Raw genomic sequence first — 17,878 nt, forward strand, 5'->3', positions numbered from 1 at the left:
CTATGACGTCATGGAGTGAACGGCCGATTGCGCGATCATGTCACCCATCGCCACCACGATCTTGCGGGGTCCCACGAAAGGATCGCGGGCATGGGCCACCAGCATGTTGTCGAGCATGATGAGATCCCCCTCCTGCCAGGGAAACCGCACGGCAGTCCGTTCGTACAACAGGCCGATCTCCTCGACGACCTCGTCTTCGAGCGGAGTGCCGTCACCGTAATAGACGTTTCGCGGGAGGGAATCGATACCGAGCATCGACAAGAGCGAGTCACGCACCGCCGGCTCCAAACAGGAAACATGGTGGAGCTGGATCTGGTTGAAGAAGACCGATTCGCCGGTGTCGGGATGTTCGATGATCGCCGGACAGACCTGCTTGGTGCGCAGGCCGCCTTTTTCGAGCCATTGCCAGTCCATGCCGTTCTTGGCACACAGGGCTTCCACTTCGGCCTTGCCGGAGGTGCGAAAGAAATCCTGCCAACTCACATCCACAGCCGGAACAAAGTTGCGGACGTACATCAGCTGCTTCTCGCGCAACCGCTCGCGCAGGTCCGGCCGGAGCCCCTTGAACATCAACCGGCCGTCCACGATCGGCGTCTGCCCCCCTTCCTGCGCGGCCTGCAGGCAAAAGAAAAACTGCTTCTGCGGCCAGCGATGCATGTGGGAGCTTTCGTTGTGGAAGAGAATCGGTTTGTCCGGCGGATAGGGTGTCGATCCGTAGACATGGCGCCCGCTCTTTTCCCGCGGCAGATCGCCGTAGTCACCGAACAACTCGCCGCAGAAGGCCTGCGCGACAGACTCGAAATCCTGCACGGTCTTCAGCGCGAACCCGCGGAACAGCAAGGCGCCGGACTGCAGCAGTTCGCGCTGCAGTCGCGAGCGCTGTTCCCGGACCCATCCGGCCAGGTCGACATCGTCCACCGCCGGTGTATAGAGCCACGGCATCGCACGGCCGTCCACGAGCGGCCGACCGCTCACCAACGTGCGCTGGGCCAGCGCAACCGGTTTCGGTTTGATGGCCTTGAACCGTTGCAGTCGCTCGTCGTTTCGCTGTTTCGTATCCATCCTGCGCGCCTCCTTGACATCCGCATCATCCATCTCAAGGGTCTCGATCCCGCATTCCGGCGAGAGACCGATCTGCTGCAACAATCGAAGAAACCGCTGCGTCCATCCGGCGATCGTCTGGGGCTCGAACAGGTCACGGCTGAACTTCCACAGCACGGCGCAGCCATCTTCCGTTTCTTCCATGAAGAGCCCCACGTCGAACCGCGACACCTCGTGCTCGAACTCCAGCGACTCGACATTCACGCCGGCCAACTGCAGCGAGGGCGGCGGCACGTTTTGCAGCACGAACAGAACCTGGACCAGCGGGTTCCGGCCGAGATCCCGCGTGAGCTTGAGCGAATCCACGATCTTTTCGAACGGCACATCCTGATGGGCGTAGGCGCCCAAGGCTGTCTCCCGCACCCGCCCCAGGAGCTGAACGAAGGACGGGTTGCCGCTGAGATCCGTGCGCAGGGGCAAGAGGTTGACGAAGAACCCCACGAGTTGTTCCGTCTCGGCGCGGTTCCGGTTGGCCACATCCGTACCGACCAGAATATCGGTCTGTCCCGAAAACTTGGACAAGAGCAGCTTGAAGGCAGCCAGCAGCGTCATAAACAGCGTCACACCCTGACGCCGGCTCAAACGCCGCAGCGGTTCAAGAATTTCTCCCGACAGGTGGAACGCGAGACGGCCGCCCCGATAACTCTGCCGCTCAGGCCGCGCATGGTCGGTCGGCAGCATCAATTGCGGCGGCGTGGAACCAAGCCGCTGCTTCCAGTAGCCGATCTCCCGTTCCAACAGGGCCCCCTGCAGCCATTGCCGCTGCCAGACCGCGAAGTCGCGATACTGGACCGGCAAGGCGGGCAGCAGGGTTTCCGGCTCATCCCCGGATTGAATGCCGGCTCCCTCGACCTCATTCGCCAGGGCGTTGTAGATCGTCGCCACCTCGTGAGTCACCACCGCGAGCGACCAGGCATCGGCCGCAATGTGGTGAACCGTCACGAGCAGGATATGGGCGTCGGCACTCACCCTGAGCAGGAGCGCGCGGATCGGCAGGTCACGATCCAGGTGAAACGGCCGCTGGGTTTGAGCTTCGGCATAGCGACCGATAGCCATGCCCCGCTCCGACTCCGACAGGGCCGTGAGGTCCTCCACCGGAATCGCAAAACGGTCGACCTCGACGACCACCTGCCTCGGCTCCCCCTCCACAGCCGGGAAGGTGGTTCGCAGGGATTCGTGCCGGCGCACGAGCGCGAGAAAACTTCGTTCCAGGATTCGATGATTGAGCGCTCCGCCAAGACGAAGGGCGAACGGCAGATTGTACGTCCCGCTCTCCGGGTCCATTTGCGTCAGGAACCAGAGGCGTTGCTGCGCGAAGGAGAGCGGCAGATGATCGGTCCGCGAGACCGGCATGAGCGGGGGAATCTGTCCGCCGTCCCCTTCGAGCCCGGCCCGGTCGATGGCCGAGGCAAAGGCCTCGACCGTCGGATGGTCGAACAGCGTTCGCAAGGGCAGTTCGATGCGAAACGCCGCGCGCACGCGGGACATGACTTGCGTGGCGAGAAGCGAATGGCCGCCGAGTTCAAAAAACTGATCCCGCCGCCCGATGCGTTCAATCCCCAGAATTTCCGACCAGATTCCGGCTACGAGGTCTTGCGTCGGCGTCGCGGGCGGTTCGAAATCATCGGCCAGCCGGTCCGCGTCCGGTGTGGCCAACGCCTTCCGGTCGATTTTTCCATTCGGTGTGAGCGGTAAGGAGGGAAGCAACAGGAAGGTGGCCGGCACCATGTACTCAGGCAGAGTCCGTCGCAGGAACAGCCGCAGCCGGTCGGCGTTCACGGTCGCCGTCGTCGCCACATAGGCCACTAACTGCTTATGTCCCGGTTGCCACTCGGCCACGACGACCACACAACGGTCCACGTCGGGATGCTGCGCCAGTCTCGCTTCGATCTCGCCCAGTTCGATGCGGAACCCGCGTATCTTGACCTGGTGATCACGACGTCCCACGAATTCGAGCGCCCCGTCCGGCCTGTGACGGACCAGATCTCCCGTCCGATAGAGCCGGCTCCCAGGCCGGGATGAAAATGGATCCGGGACGAACAGAGCGGCCGTCTTCGCCGGGTCACTCAGGTATCCACGACCCACCGCCACTCCGCCCACGCACAACTCTCCGGCCACTCCGGCCGGCATGAGGTCCAGACGGCGATCCAGGACATACAACCGCACCCCCTCGATCGGCCGCCCGATCGGCATCCTAAATTCAGCCTCGGCAGGCTGCTCGCGAATGCAGGCAAGCGCCACATCGTCGGAACATTCCGCCGGACCGTAGGCGTTCACGAGCGGCACGGTCGGGTAGCGGGCGAACCATCGACGCGACAGGTCCGGTGACAGCGTCTCTCCCGTGGGCAGCAACCACCGCAGTCGCGGCAGGGGCAACGACGGGCCCTCCAAGAGGCCGCCCAACAACGAAGGCACCACCTCAAGCACCGACACGCCGCGAGCCGAGACCTCAGCCAACAGGCGTTGCGGATCGCGCACCACCTCGTCGGGAATGATCTGGACCTTGGCGCCGCAGAGCAGCGGGGTCAGGAATTGCCACACGGAAATATCGAAACATTGTGAAGCGGTCTGAGCGACCACATCGGCGGGACCAAGCGCGAGTGTCGGAATCTTCGTCAAGAGGTGATTCATCATTCCCCGGGATTCGACCATCGCCCCCTTGGGCACCCCGGTCGATCCGGACGTGAAGATGACATAGGCGAGACGTTGCGGTGCCGTCACTGGACTAGGATTGCTCTCCCCTTGCGCATCCCTCTCGAGGTTTTCAACTGAAACGAACTCCGGTCCGACACCCGCCGGCAGCATGGTCGCGACCGTCTCAGCCAAGGCCGCCTGCCGGTTCCCGAATATCACAGCCTTCACGCAGGCGGACGCCAGGATCTGCGTCAGCCGCTCAGCCGGGTGATGCGGATCCAACGGCAGATACGCACCACCGGCCTTCAGCACGCCCACGATCATCGACAGCAGCGCCGGCCCCCGGTCGTCCAGCAGCGCAACGACGTTGTCCGTTCCCACACCGCGCCTGCGGAGTCCATGGGCAATCCGATTGGCGGAGCGGTTGAGTTCGTCGTAGGTGAGACGGTCGTCGCCGCATTCCACCACAACGGCCTCCGAGGTTCGTCGCACTTGGGCTTCGAACCGGGTGGAAAAATCCGCGGCCGCCGGCTCACTGCCATCTCGCCCGTTCCACTCCACCAGCAGACGTTGTCGCTCGGCGTCATCCAGCATCGGCAGGTCTTGGATCGCCGCCTCGGGAGACGCCGCCATGGCCTCGAGCAATCGCTTGAGATGGTCCAGCATGCGGGCCACATCCGCGCGCTCGAAGAGCCGTCGGTCATACGACAGGCGCACTCCCATGGACTCGCCCGGATACCCGACCACGGTCATTGGGTAATTCGTGTGAACGCGGTCCTGGTCGTACGAGAGGGACCGATCGTCCCGTTCTTCGCCGAGACGCGCGTCCTTCGGGGCATTCTCGAACACGAGCAGACTGCGGAAGAGCGCCTGTCCGGACGGAACCTCACTCCATTGTTGAATGCGCACCAGCGGCGCGTATTCGTACTGCCGGATGCGATAATTTTCCGCCAACAGGTGCTGAAGCCACGTCATCACCGACTGATCGGGCGACAGGGTCACGCGAAGCGGCAGGGTATTGATGAAGAGCCCTACGATGTCCTCGACACCGGGCAGGTCAGTCGGTCTCCCGGCGACGGTCACGCCGAACAACACCTGTGCCTCCCCGCTGTAGCGCGACAGCAGAATGGCCCAGGCTCCCTGTACGAAGGTGTTCGGGGTCAGGTGATGCTGCTGAGCCAAGGTTCGCAGCCGCTCGGACACCTCCGGTGATAACTCCATGAACTCGTCGCCCACTTCGGACCCGGTTGCGGAGGTATCGGGGTCGAGCCGTTCGATCCCAAGCGGGGTCGGCGTGGTGAAGCCGGTCAACTCCTGTTTCCAAAATTGCTTCGCCGCAGCCTGGTCCTGACGTTGCAGCCAGGCGATGTAGTCTCGATACGGGGCCGGGTCGGGCAGGTCCGGAATCTGTCCCTGCACACAGGCGTCGTAGTGGGTCAGAAAATCCATCATCAGCAGCGAGAAACACCAGTCGTCGGTGAGGATATGGTGGAAGCTCCGCACGATGGCGTACCGGTCCTGACCGCGGCGGACCAGTCGAATGCGCATGAGCGGCGCCTGTTCGAAATCCAGCCCTTGTTTCAATTCCTGCACCAGCAACTCCCCCATGCGGATGTGTTGCTGCTCGTCACTCATGTCCGCCCAATCCAGGTCTTGAATCACGTCCTCCGCAACGACACGTCGATGGACGACCTGAAGGGGCGCCTGCAGATCCTTCCACATGAAAGAAGTGCGGAGCATCGGGTGCCGGTCGATGACGCGCTGCCAGGCGCGGCCGAAGGCCTCCCGATCCAGACGCCCTTCCCATGCGTAAAACTGCTGCATGAGGTAGATGCCGGAAACGGGGTTCATCAACGTATGGAACAGCATGCCTTCCTGCATCGGCGACAGCGGGTAACAGTCTTCGATCTCCGCCCAATCCTCACGTCGACCCGCCAGCTCCTCCGGCGTCAGCCCGGTGAGCGGGAAGATCGGCATGACGGGCGCCGTGGCCTCCGGCGTCGCCTGTGGTGGGCTGTGAGCGCCTGCCGCCGGCCGGGCCTCGTCTTGCACGGGCGATTGCATGGCTTCGATCGGCGTGGCCGGTTTCACCTGCGCCACCGCCGCGGCGGCCGCCACGGTTTGATGTTCGAAGAGTTGCTTGGGCGTCAGTTTCACCCCTTGCCGGTTGGCTCGGGCAATGACCTGCAGCGTGCGGATCGAGTCGCCTCCCAGCGCGAAAAAGTTGTCGTGCACGCCCACTCGTTCGACCTGCAACACGGTTTGCCAGATGGCGGCGAGGATTTCCTCGGTCCTGTTGCGCGGCGCCACGTAGGTCGTCAGCGCGGCAGCACTCAGCTGTTCCGGATCGGGCAAGGCAGCCCGGTCGAGCTTGCCGTTCGCGGTCAGAGGAAAGGCGTCGAGAGGGACAAAGTGTTGCGGCACCATGTACTGAGGGAGGCGAAGCGCAAGCCTGGCCCGAATGCCGGCCACATCCAGCATCGAGGGTCCGGCCAGATAGGTTACGAGTTGCTGCGTGCCGTCGCCGGTCTCGCGGACCACCGTGACGGCATCGGCCACCCCCGGCTCCCGTCGCAGTTGCGCCTCGATGTCACCCAGTTCGATGCGAAACCCGCGCAGCTTGACCTGATGATCGATGCGTCCCAGAAATTCAACCGTGCCGTCGGCTCGCCGTTTCGCCCGGTCGCCTGTACGGTACAGCCTGGCTCCAGGCACATGGCTGAAGGGATCGGGAATGAATCGTTCCGCCGTCGCCTCGGGTCGGCCGAGATACCCACGCGTGACTTGCTGCCCGCCGATGTAAAGTTCTCCCGGCACACCGATCGGGACCGGCTGTCCATCGATGTCGAGCACATGGGCTTGGACCAATGAGAGTGGGCGGCCGACCGGCACGTCGCCCTCGGCATGGCCCTGTGATGCTTCAACCAGATGGGTCAACACGCCGACCGTCGTTTCGGTCGGGCCGTAGTGATTGACGATCGCGCAGCCGGGCGCGAGCCGCCGGATCTCTTGCACGAGGTCACCGCGCAGGGCTTCGCCCCCAAGGATGAGGCAACCGGTTGGCAAGACACGTTCGGGGTGGGCCGCGTGCAGAAGTCCCCGGAGGTGGCTCGGCACGATTTTCAGGACCTCGACCTGCCGCCCATGCATGGCGGCGGCCATCGCGTCGGGGTCGAAGCCGTCCTCCGTCGAAAGCAGATGGAGGGTACGCCCCGAACAGAGCGCCCCGAACAGGGCCGTGTTGCCGAGGTCGGCAGCCACCGTCGAGACGGCGGCCATGCTCGCACCGGCGGCCACCGGCTCAAGTTGCAGGATCGCGCGGACATAGGCCGTCACCTGCCGATGTTCCACGGCCACCCCTTTGGGACGACCGGTGGAACCGGAGGTATAGATCACATACGCAAGGTTCGACGGCGACAGCGGGACGGAGGCTGGCCCTTCGCAACATCCTGCGATCTCCTCCGCTTGACGATCGAGCAGGATCAGCCGTTCCGCAAAATCAGATAAGCCCTGCGCCTGGTCGCCCCGGGTGATGATGAGGCGAGCCTGGCTATCGGCGACCATCGCGGCCAGCCGCTCACGGGGATAGGTCGGGTCGAGCGGGACATAGGCGCCGCCGGCCTTGAGCACGGCAACGATCCCGACCACCAAATCCAACGAACGGTCCAGACAGAGGCCGATCCGGTCATCCGATCTCACACCCTGCGCCAGCAGATATCGCGCCAGAGCAGCCGCGCGCCGGTCAAGTTCCTGATAGGTCACCTGCTCCTGCTTGGTCACCACCGCCGTGACCTCCGGCCTTGCCTCCACTTGGGCGGCGATCAGGTCATGGATGCAGCGTTCCCCGCTCTCGTCGGACGTGAAGGCCCCGTTCCACTCGATCAGTTGATTTCGTTCGTCATCCGTCAACAGAGACAGGTCTGCCAACCTCGCCTCGAGTGCCTCCGCCATGGCTGCGAGCAAGCGATCGAGATGACCGAGCATGCGGGTGATCGCCGCATGCGCAAACCTCCGGTGGGCATAACAGACGATAAGGCGCAGATCCCGCCCCGGTTCCACCATCAACGAAAGGGGATAGTTGTTGCGTCCCGGCGTCAGCGTATAGACGTCGCCCGACCGAACGGCCAAGGGCTCGACGCTCAACGACGGCTGCTCACCGCCGTCCGCAGCCTCCGGATAACTTTCGAACACGACCAGGCTCCCAAAAAGAGGCGTCCCGTTAGGAACGTCGCTCCATCGTTGGATGTCGCTGAGCGGGGTCCATTCATATTGGCGCAACGCCGCGTTCCGCTCCTGCAAGTCACGCAGCCAGTCCCCGAGCGACTGGTCCGGTCGGAAGCTCACTCGAATCGGCAGGCTGTTGATGAACAACCCGACCATCTCCTCGACGCCGGTCAGCTCCGGGGGCCGCCCCGACACGGTCGCCCCGAACAGAATGTCCTGCTCTCCGCTGTAACGATGGAGCAAGAGGGCCCAGGCCCCCTGCAGCAGGGTATTCACCGTGACCTTCACCCGCTTCGCCAGGGATTGGAGCGCCTCCATCCTCTCCGCCGACAGCCTCAACGACTGCTCGGCAAAGGACAGGGTCTCCGCTGAAGCATTTTGCGACGGCGCTTCGAGCGCGAGGGGTGTCGGTCGCTGAAACCCTGCCAGCATCGTGCGCCAAAAGGTTTCGGCTTGGACCAGATCCTGCCGATTCACCCAGCTGATGTAGTCGCGGTAAGGCCGCGGCGACTCGACTGTCGGAGCGGCCCCCCGCACCAGCGCCTCGTAGGCCCTCAAGACATCGCGAAGCACGAGCGCCATGCTCCACCCATCCAGAAGGATGTGGTGATGACTGTTGACCAACAGCCATTCGCGCTCCGCCTTGCGAATGACGTGCAGTCGCATGAGGGGCGGCCGCAATAGATCGAGACCGGCGGCGCGATCGCAATCCAGGAGAGTCCCGAATCGCAACCGTTGCTCTTCCTCCGGCACGCCGCGCCAATCATGCCGCTCGATGGGCAGAGACGTCTGCCGACGCACGACTTGCAGCGGCTTCTCAACTCCCTCCCAGACGAACGCCGTGCGGAGCACCGCATGGCGCTCCACCACATGGCGCCAGGCTCCCTCGAAGGCGTCGAGCCGCAGGTCGCCCTGCAGCCGGTAGGCATATTGATAGAAGTAAGGATCGGCCGTTGCGTCGGCAAGACGGTGAAACAAGAGTCCCTGCTGCAGCGGGGACAGATAGTACATGGCTTCAATTTGCTGTTTATCGCGCATGATTCCGTTCCATGATCTCAAGAATGTTGTCGAGGGCACCCTGTTCGATTTCAACGTCCGGAAAATCAGACGGGGTATACCCGCCGGCGTCCGGCGCGCAGCAATGGGCGATCAGGTCGCGCAACCGCTGCCGATACGAGGCAGCAAGCATCTCGATCGTCGCCGGTTTGATCCGTGCGCGGCTGTGAGTCCAGCTCACGCTCAGCCGCCCCTCCGTGACATCCGCGTTGATGCTGAGTTCATATCGCATCCGATTCGAGGAACCGTGTTCCCGTCCCGTGGGCTCCGGCGCCAATGCAAATAGGGTCTGTTCGGCCCCGCCTTGATCGAGTTGGCCCAGATAGTTGAAGCAGACCTGCGCGGCGGTCTGACGTCGAAGGCGCTCCGTCTCAGGCGAACGGGTCAGATACCTCAAGACTCCATACCCTACCCCGCCGGAGGGTACGGCCCGCAGTTGCTCCTTGATGTCCTTTACGACCTCGCCTGTCGAGCCGCCCGGAAGCCGGAGCAGGAGTGGAAAGATGCTTGTGAACCATCCCACAGTGCGCGAGAGATCGGCCCCTGGAATCAACGGCTCACGGCCATGTCCTTCGAGATCCAGCAGCAACTCTTCCTTGCCCGTCCAGCGATGGAACGTTTGAAGCAAGGCCGCCAACAGGAGATCGTTTACCTGAGTCCGGTAGGCAGCCGGCGCTTGCCGCAACATGGCTTCCGTCTCTTCCCTACTGAACCCCACGTGACAGATCTCCGCCGAGGCTTCCGTCCGTTCTCCCGCCGGATCATCAAGCGGCAACGAACGATCCGTCGACCGGTCCTGTTTGGCCCAGAAGTCCAGCTCACCCAGGAGCGCTCCGGATTCAGCCAAGGCCTGTGCCGCTTCGGTCCACTGTTTGATCGAGGTGGTCTTCGGTGGAACGACCAAGGCACTCCCCTCCTCCGCCAGATAGGCCTGCTCAAGGTCCTCCAGGAGGATGCGCCACGACACCCCGTCAACCACGAGATGGTGGGCGATCAACAGGAGCCTGCCGGGCCGGTTCGGCCCGAGATCGAACAGCACCGCCCGAAATAGAGGCCCTTGCTCCAGATTGAGGCTCTGCTGGTACCGTTCGGCCTCGTTGGAGACGGCGGCCGCTAACTCTTGGTCGGAGACCTGACTGAGATCGACGGACAACAAGAGATCCTCACATGGGACGATAGCCTCGATACGTGCGGTCAGACCGTTCGAGAGGTCGAAGCGGGTGCGCAAGGCATCATGCCGCTCGATCACCGTCCGTAGCGCGCGGGCCAACCTGGCCTGATCCGGCGCTTCCGACATCGTGACCATGAGCGACTGGTTCCAGTGATGGGGTTCGGACAGCTGTTGTTCGAACAACCAGTGCTGGGCCGGAGTCAGCGGCAACACTCCCGACACCAAGCCCTGCTCCGCCTGGATTGCAGGCATGGCAGGCGACTCCAGATTCACCACCGCCGCGAGGCGCTCGACCGTTTGCTGCTGAAACAAATGTCGCGGCGTCAGCGACAGGCCGATTTCCTTCGCCTGCGTGATCACCTGCAGCCCGAGGATCGAATCCCCGCCGAGTTCGAAGAAGTTATCGTGGCGGCCGACCTGCGCGAGGCCGAGCACCTGGGCCCAGATGGCGGCCAGCTGCTGCTCGGTCGCCGTCGTCGGCTCGGCATAGGCCTGTGTGCGCGGCGCCTCGACCTCCGGCGCAGGCAGGGCCCGGCGGTCCACCTTCCCGTTCGGGCTCAGGGGCAGCCGCTCCAGCCGTACGATCACCGCCGGCACCAGATACTCCGGCAGCGTCTGCGCGAGCGCCTGCCGCAAGCCTGCCGCGTCGAACGGGGGCGTCGGGTCGGTCGTCACATAACCGACGAGCCGGGCCCCGCCGGGGCCGTCCCGGCGCGCCAGCACCACGGCCTCCCGGATCGCCGGCTGCTGCCGCAGGGCCGCCTCTACTTCGCCCAACTCGATGCGCACGCCCCGGATCTTGACTTGATGGTCCAGCCGCCCCAGGTATTCGATGGCGCCGTCGGGCCGGTACCGCACGAGATCGCCGGTCCGATAGAGCCGCTGCCCGGGCTGGTCACTGAAGGGATCCGGCACAAACCGCGCCGCCGTCAGGTCCGGCCGCCGGTGATAGCCCCGCCCCACGCCGATCCCGCCGATGTAGCATTCGCCCGGCACGCCGATCGGCACCGGCTCGCCCTGCGGATCCAGCACATAGATCTGCAGATTGGCGATGGGCCGCCCGATGGGCACGGTGGGCGCGGGCGGGGTCGGACAGGTCCAGGCGGTCACGTCGATGGCGGCTTCGGTGGGGCCATAGAGATTATGCAGGGCGACGCCCGGCAGCACCTGCTGCACCCGCGGCGGCAACGTGGCCGGCAGGGCTTCGCCGCTACAGAGGATCTGGCGGAGGCTCCGGCAGGTCTCGACGCCGGGCTGGTCCAAAAACGCCTGCAGCATGGGCGGGACAAAGTGCAGGGTGGTGATGCCCTGCTCCACGATGTGCTGGATCAGCCGGGCCGGGTCCTTGTGGGCGTCGGGCTCGGCCATGACCAGTTCGGCGCCGACGAGCAGCGGCCAGAAGAATTCCCACACGGAGACGTCGAAGCTGATCGGGGTCTTCTGGAGGACGCGGTCCGCCGGCGTCAGCCTATAGGCCTCTTGCATCCACTGGAGCCGGTTGCGGAGCCCCGCGTGGCTGTTGCCGGCGCCTTTCGGCTGCCCGGTGGAGCCGGAGGTGTAGAGGACGTAGGCCAGCTGCGTCTCGGTGGTCGCCAGCACCGGCGGGGTCGAAGGAGACCCGTCGAGGATGGCGCGGTCGCGATCCAGGCAGAGGGTCGGGCCGTCGTGCGCCAAGCGCGCGGCTTGCGCGGCGTCGGTCAGCAGCAGGGCGGCCTGGCTGTCCTGCAACATGTAGCGCAGTCGCTCGGTGGGATAGGTTGGATCGAGGGGCACGAAGGCGGCACCCGCGTACCAGGTGCCGAGCAGCGCCACGACCAAATCCACCGACCGTTCCAGCGCCACGGCCACCAGACATTCCGGCCCGATCTTGCGCGCCTGGAGCGCCTGGGCCAGTTGGGCGGCCTGCGCGAGTAAGGCCGCATAGGTCACCGTCGTCTGGCCGGCCCGCACGGCGACGGCCTCCGGCGTCCGCGCCGCCTGCGCCGCAATCAGCGCCGGCACCGCCACCGCCGGATACGCCCGCCCCGTCCGGTTCCACGCCCCCACCACCTGCGAACACTCCGCCGACGCCAGCAGGGGAAGGAGACCCAGGCGTGCATGAGGGTTCTGTGTCATGGCCGTGAGCAGCGTCTCGAGCTGCCGCACCATGCAGGCAGCAGTCTCGTCGCGGAACCGGTTCCGGTGATACCAGAGTGAGAGCGTCAGTTCCTTTCCGGGTAACACGTTGAGCGTCAGGGGATAATTCGTCTGTCCTTGCAGCGCGACGCCTTGAATGGTGAGCTCGGTCGCTTTCTCCAACGACTCATCCAGCGGGTGGTTGTCGAAGACGATCAGACTCTCGAAGAGGGCTTGCCCGCGAGGCACATCGCTCCAGCCTTGGATCTGCACCAGCGGCGTCTGCTCGAATTGCCGTAGTTCGCTATTGTGCTCCAGCAGAGCTCGCAGCCATTCGGAGAGGACGGCGTCTGGAGCCACCCGTACCCGCAGCGGAAGGGTGTTGATGAACAGACCGACCATCCGTTCGATCCCGGGTATGTCGGCGGACCGGCCGGACACGGTCGTACCGAACAGCACCTCCGATTCTCGACTGTACCGGCTTAACAACAGCGCCCACGCGCCCTGCACGAGGGTATTGAGCGTCACATGATGCCCCTGCGCGAACGTGCGCAACTGCGCACTGGCCTCGGGCGAAAGCGTGATGGCGGCCGTGCCGCTTGAGCGGTGTTGACCGGCCTCTTCAGGCGCGACCTCTTCGCCCAGGACCGTCGGCGTCGTCACTCCCTTCAGGGCCTTGCGCCAAAATCGCTCGGCCTCGGCCTGATCCTGTCCGAGGAGCCGAACGATGTGATGGCGATAGGGCGCGACCGGTTCGAACAACGGAGCCGCTCTTCGCCGCAGGGCTTGGTATGCGGTCAACACTTCCTGCAACAGAATCGGCAGACACCATCCGTCCATGAGGATGTGGTGGTGCGTCCAGAGCACGTCGTAGGTGTCCCGGCCGACGCGGAACAACAGGATCCGCATCAAGGGCGGCCGTTCGAAGTCGAAATCCGTCAGCCGATCTTCCTCCACTAACCGGCTGAACCGGGCCGCCTGTTCGCTTGACGCACAATCCCGCACATCCACCTCGCGCCAGGGCAATGCGGCAGCAGGCAGCACGATCTGAATCGGCGTCGATACTTCTCGCCACAGGAACCTCGTCCGCAACAGCGGGTGACGATCGACGACCTGCTGCCACGCCTCGCGGAACAGCGGCACGTCCAGTTCGCCCGCCATCCGCCAACTCATCTGCTCGATATAGACGCCGGAGGCCGGGGCATACAGACTGTGAAAGAGAAGCCCCTGCTGCAAAGGGCTCAGTGGATAGACATCCTCATGGTTCGGACAGGCGGCCTTCGCCGCCGCGGCGGTCGCAGCATCAGGCAGCTCAGCCAAGAGCTCTTCGTCAGTAATCACCGGAGAGACGTCGCTCGGCTGCGCCAACAGGGCCGCCAGTTCCGCGACAGTCTGATGTTGAAAGACCTGCCGCGGCGTCAGGCTGAAACCGGCCTGCCGGGCCCGGCTCACCACCTGCAGACTTAGAATGGAATCGCCGCCGAGCTCGAAAAAGTTGTCGTGGATTCCGACTCGCTCCCGTTGCAACGCCTCCGCCCAGATCAGCGCCACCTGCTCTTCGACTGAGTCACGGGGAGCTGCGTAACCCCCGTCGCCCGGGTCGTCGGGAACCGGCAACGACGCTCGATCCACCTTGCCGTTCGGCGTGCGGGGCAGGGTATCCAGTTGGACGAACCGCGACGGGATCATCACTTCAGGCAACTGTGACCGGAGTGTGGCGCGCCATGTCTCGACCGATGACGCCGCCTGCTCGCTTGTCACGACATAGGCCACCAAGCGTTTCTGGCCCGGCCGATCTTCTCGCACCACCGTGACGGCGTCCCGAATTCCCGCCAGCTCCCGAAGGCGCGCATCGATTTCTCCCGGTTCGATCCGCACCCCGCGCAATTTGATTTGATGGTCCACCCGGCCCAGAAATTCCAGGCTGCCATCTGTTCGACGGCGCACCAGGTCTCCGGTTCGGTAGAGGCGCGCACCAGGCTCCGTTCCGAAGGGATCGGGCACGAAGGCGGCAGCCGTGCGACCAGGATCCTGCAGATAGCCCCGTCCGACCCCGACGCCACCGATGCAGAGTTCACCGGAAACCCCGACCGGCACCGGCGCCAGCCATCGATCCACCACCACGAGCCGCATCCGTTGGATGGGCCGTCCGATCGGCATAGAGACCTCATCGGCGGCCGGAGGCGAGGCGATCGTCGCCGTCGCGACGTCATCGGCACATTCGGCCGGGCCATAGGCATTCACCAGCGGCACATGGGGATACCGTCGCAGCCACTCGCGGCAGAGCTGCGGCGGCAGCGCTTCACCCGTGGGCAACAGCCACCGTAACGATCGCAAGGGAACGTCGGCTGCTTGTGGGCCATCCACCATGCCCTTGAGCAGCGCCGGCACAGTTTCGGCGACGGTGACCGCATCGCGTTCGAGACAGGTCAAGAGCTGCACAGGATCACGGGCCTCGTCCTCCGGCACGATCAGGGTCCGCCCGCCGCAGATGAGCGCGGCCAGGTGTTGCCAGACGGAAATGTCGAAACAGGCCGAGGCCGTCTGCGCCACTACGTCATTCGGGCCCAATCCCAAGGAATCGCGCTTGCTCCAGAGGTGGTTCATCAAGCCCCGCTGCGTGACCATGGCGCCCTTGGGAATACCGGTCGAGCCGGACGTATAGATGACGTAGGCCAATTGGTCCGGCGAGCAGGTGTGAGGATGAGGCGGCGCATTGTCCGGCCTTCCGACGACGTCCTCCAGGGCGAGGAGAATCGCGTCGCCGGATGCGAACCGTGGAGAGGCCTCCCCCACACGAGCGCGATAGGACTCACTCGCCAGGACGACGGACGCCGTGCTCGAGTGAATCAATTCGCCCCAACGGGCCGGAGGGTGAGAGGGATCCAGCGGCAGGTACGTCCCGCCCGCCTTCAACACCCCCACGATGGCTGTGAGGAGACCAATGCCGCGGTCGAGCAGCAGGGCGACGATCTTGTCCGGGCCGATGCCGGAGGTGGTCAGTGCGCCGGCGATCCGGTCGGCCTCTCGGTTCAACTCGGCATACGTCCTGGTTTCCCTCCGGCATTCGACGGCGACGGCACCCGGACTGCATTCGACTTGGGCCGCGAATACGGCGGCGAAGTCGAAGCACTCGTCTGTGACGCGGTCATCAGGTCCGACCAGCAGAGCCTCTTGCCACTCTTCGACCGACAGAAGCGGTAACTCATGCAGTCTGCAGTCCGGCGTCGCGACGATGCCGGCCAACAGGGTCTGGAAATGTCCGGCCATGCGGGCAACGGTCGCCGCATCGAACAGGTCGGTGTTGTATTCGAAGGCTCCCTCCAGGCCCGCCTCCGTCTCGGCCATGTCCAGCGAGAGATCGAACTTCGCGGCTGCCGCATCGACCTCGGTGATCTCGACGTGCAACCCGGGCAAACGAACGGCTTCGGCCAGCGTGGTCTGCAGCGCAAACAGCACTTGAAAGAGCGGAGAGTGGCTCAGGGCCCGCGCGGGCTTCAGCGCGTCGACGAGTTCTTCGAACGGCAACTCCTGATGCTCCTGCCCGCCGAGAACGACTTCACGCACCCGTTCGAGCAACTGCCGGAAGGTCGGATTCTGCGAAAGGTCCGTACGCAGGACGAGGGTATTCGCGAAAAAGCCGATGAGATCTTCCGTCTCGCGTTTGGTCCGGCAGGCGATGGGGGTGCCGACACAGACATCGTCGATGCCCGTATAGCGCATGAGCCAGGTCTGGAACACGGCCAACAGGGTCATAAAGAGAGTCACGTTGTGGCGCCGGCTGAGTTCCCGCAACCCCCCGGCCAGGGCCTGCGGCAGAGTAAAGACATACCGGCTGCCCGACGACGTTTGGACGGCCCCGCGCGGGCGGTCTGTCGGCAGTTCGATCACCGGGAGGTCTCCAGCCAGTTGCCGAGTCCAATAGGTCAGGTGCCGATCAAGCACCTCTCCCTGCAACCACCCGCGTTGCCATTCCGCATAGTCCGCATATTGGATGGGGAGCGCAGGCAAGGCTGCATCGGTCCCCTCCACCGCCTCGACATACAGCTGCGCAAATTCCCGCGCCAGGATCTGCGCGGACCATCCGTCGCACACGATGTGGTGCAGGGTGACGACCAGCAGGTGGTCGTCGTCTGTGATGTCGAACAGACGCAACCGGAGCAGCGGCCCCCGCTGAAGATCGAAGGGACGTTGCGCTTCGTCACGCGCCGCGGCCAGGATGGCTTCCGGCTGATTCGTCACCAGGTCGGTCTCCAGTGTGACTCGACCGACGGTCGCGATGATCTGAACCGGCTCCCCGTTTTCGGTGCTGAAGCTCGTGCGCAGGACTTCGTGCCGTTCCACGATCCGGTTGAAAGAATTCACCAGGAGCCGGCGATCCACCCTCCCCTTCATCCGCACGGCGATGGCCGTGTTGTAGGAGGCGCTCTCCGGTTCCAACTGCGAGAGAAACCAGAGCCGCCGCTGCCCGAAACTCATAGGAAACAGGTACTGCGCCGGCTCCGATCCGAGGACATCGGCCGGCCTGTCTTGCGTCTGGTCGTGAGGCATCAGCATGGATGACCGGCTCTGCAAGGTTCCGCCATAGCCACCAGAATCTGCCGCCGGCCCTTAAAAGGCGTGCGGCCATGGGCGGCCAGCATGTTGTCGAGCATCATCACATCGCCCTCCTGCCAGGAGAATTGCACGGCCACGCTCCGGTAGACGTCGCGAATTTCATCCAGCAGATCAGACTCGATCGGGCTGCCGTCTCCGTAACAGGCATTTCGGGGCAGGTCTTCCTCCGCCACGACGGCCAGCAGGTCCTCACGCACCGCCGGCTCCAGATTCGAGACATGAAACAAATGCGCCTGATTGAACCAGACCGTTTCGCCCGTCAGAGGATGGACCGCGATCGCCTGCGCCACCTGCCTGGTGCGCAATTCGCCGTCGGCTTTCCACTCGTACAGAATTCCATTGGTCCGGCAGAATGCTTCCACCACTGCAGGGTCTTCCGTGTTGAACACCTTTTGCCAAGGCACATCCAGACCGTTGCCATAGTTGCGCATGTACATGACCTGCTTCCGGTTGAAGTGTTCCCGGATGCAGGCTGGAATCCGCCGATAGACCTCGCGGCTGTCCGCGATCGGGGTGTAGCCTCCCTCCTCGGGTGCCTGCCCGCAATAAAACCAGATCTTCATCGGCCATTCCCGCGTGTAGGCCTGCTCGTTGTGAAGCGGGATATGTTGATGCGGCGGGTATTCGGTCGAAGTGTAGACCTGTCGCTGCACACGCGACCGGGGGGTCGAGCCGAATTCGTAGGACACCAACGACGACGTGAACCCACCGACGAACGACTCGAAATCAGCGACCGATCCGATCGGCAGGCCGCGGAAGAGCAGGCCGCCGCTGGCCGGCAGAAATGCCTCGGCATAATGGCGCGCGGCGGCGAGATAGCCGTCCAAGGTTCTGCCCTCTACCGGTGTCACCACCAGGGGAAGGCTGCCGTCGGACGAGAGGGGCTCGATCATGAGGCCACCGTTCCGCGTCACTATGCCGTTCACTCCGGGACGCGTTCCGCAGGACGATCCTGATTCA

The 17,878-nt window shown here is 64.3% G+C and carries 3 protein-coding genes; all 3 read right to left on the reverse strand.

Features of this window, described 5'->3' with window-relative positions:
• From NSND_RS00755 to NSND_RS00765, 3 genes are read right to left on the reverse strand one after another with little or no spacing between them, the layout of a single operon-like run.
• Complete coding sequence (locus tag NSND_RS00755) at positions 1-8,997, reverse strand: non-ribosomal peptide synthetase (RefSeq protein WP_080877153.1); 8,997 nt, start codon at positions 8,995-8,997, stop codon at positions 1-3.
• On the reverse strand, positions 8,987-16,858 hold the full coding sequence (locus tag NSND_RS00760; protein WP_080877154.1) for a non-ribosomal peptide synthetase: 7,872 nt from the start codon (positions 16,856-16,858) through the stop codon (positions 8,987-8,989). The genes NSND_RS00755 and NSND_RS00760 overlap by 11 nt, the downstream gene beginning before the upstream one ends.
• A complete protein-coding gene (locus NSND_RS00765) occupies positions 16,852-17,832 on the reverse strand; it encodes a TauD/TfdA family dioxygenase (RefSeq protein WP_369974231.1) in 981 nt (326 codons plus the stop codon). The genes NSND_RS00760 and NSND_RS00765 overlap by 7 nt, the downstream gene beginning before the upstream one ends.
• Positions 17,833-17,878 lie beyond the last annotated feature (46 nt).

Origin of the sequence: Nitrospira sp. ND1 (assembly GCF_900170025.1) — a bacterium.
Lineage (GTDB): Bacteria > Nitrospirota > Nitrospiria > Nitrospirales > Nitrospiraceae > Nitrospira_A.

Coding starts and splice junctions, on each gene's coding strand:
- NSND_RS00755 (WP_080877153.1), bottom strand. CDS start 8,997: ATGCGCGATAAACAGCAAATTGAAGCCATGTACTATCTGTCCCCGCTG.
- NSND_RS00760 (WP_080877154.1), bottom strand. CDS start 16,858: ATGCTGATGCCTCACGACCAGACGCAAGACAGGCCGGCCGATGTCCTC.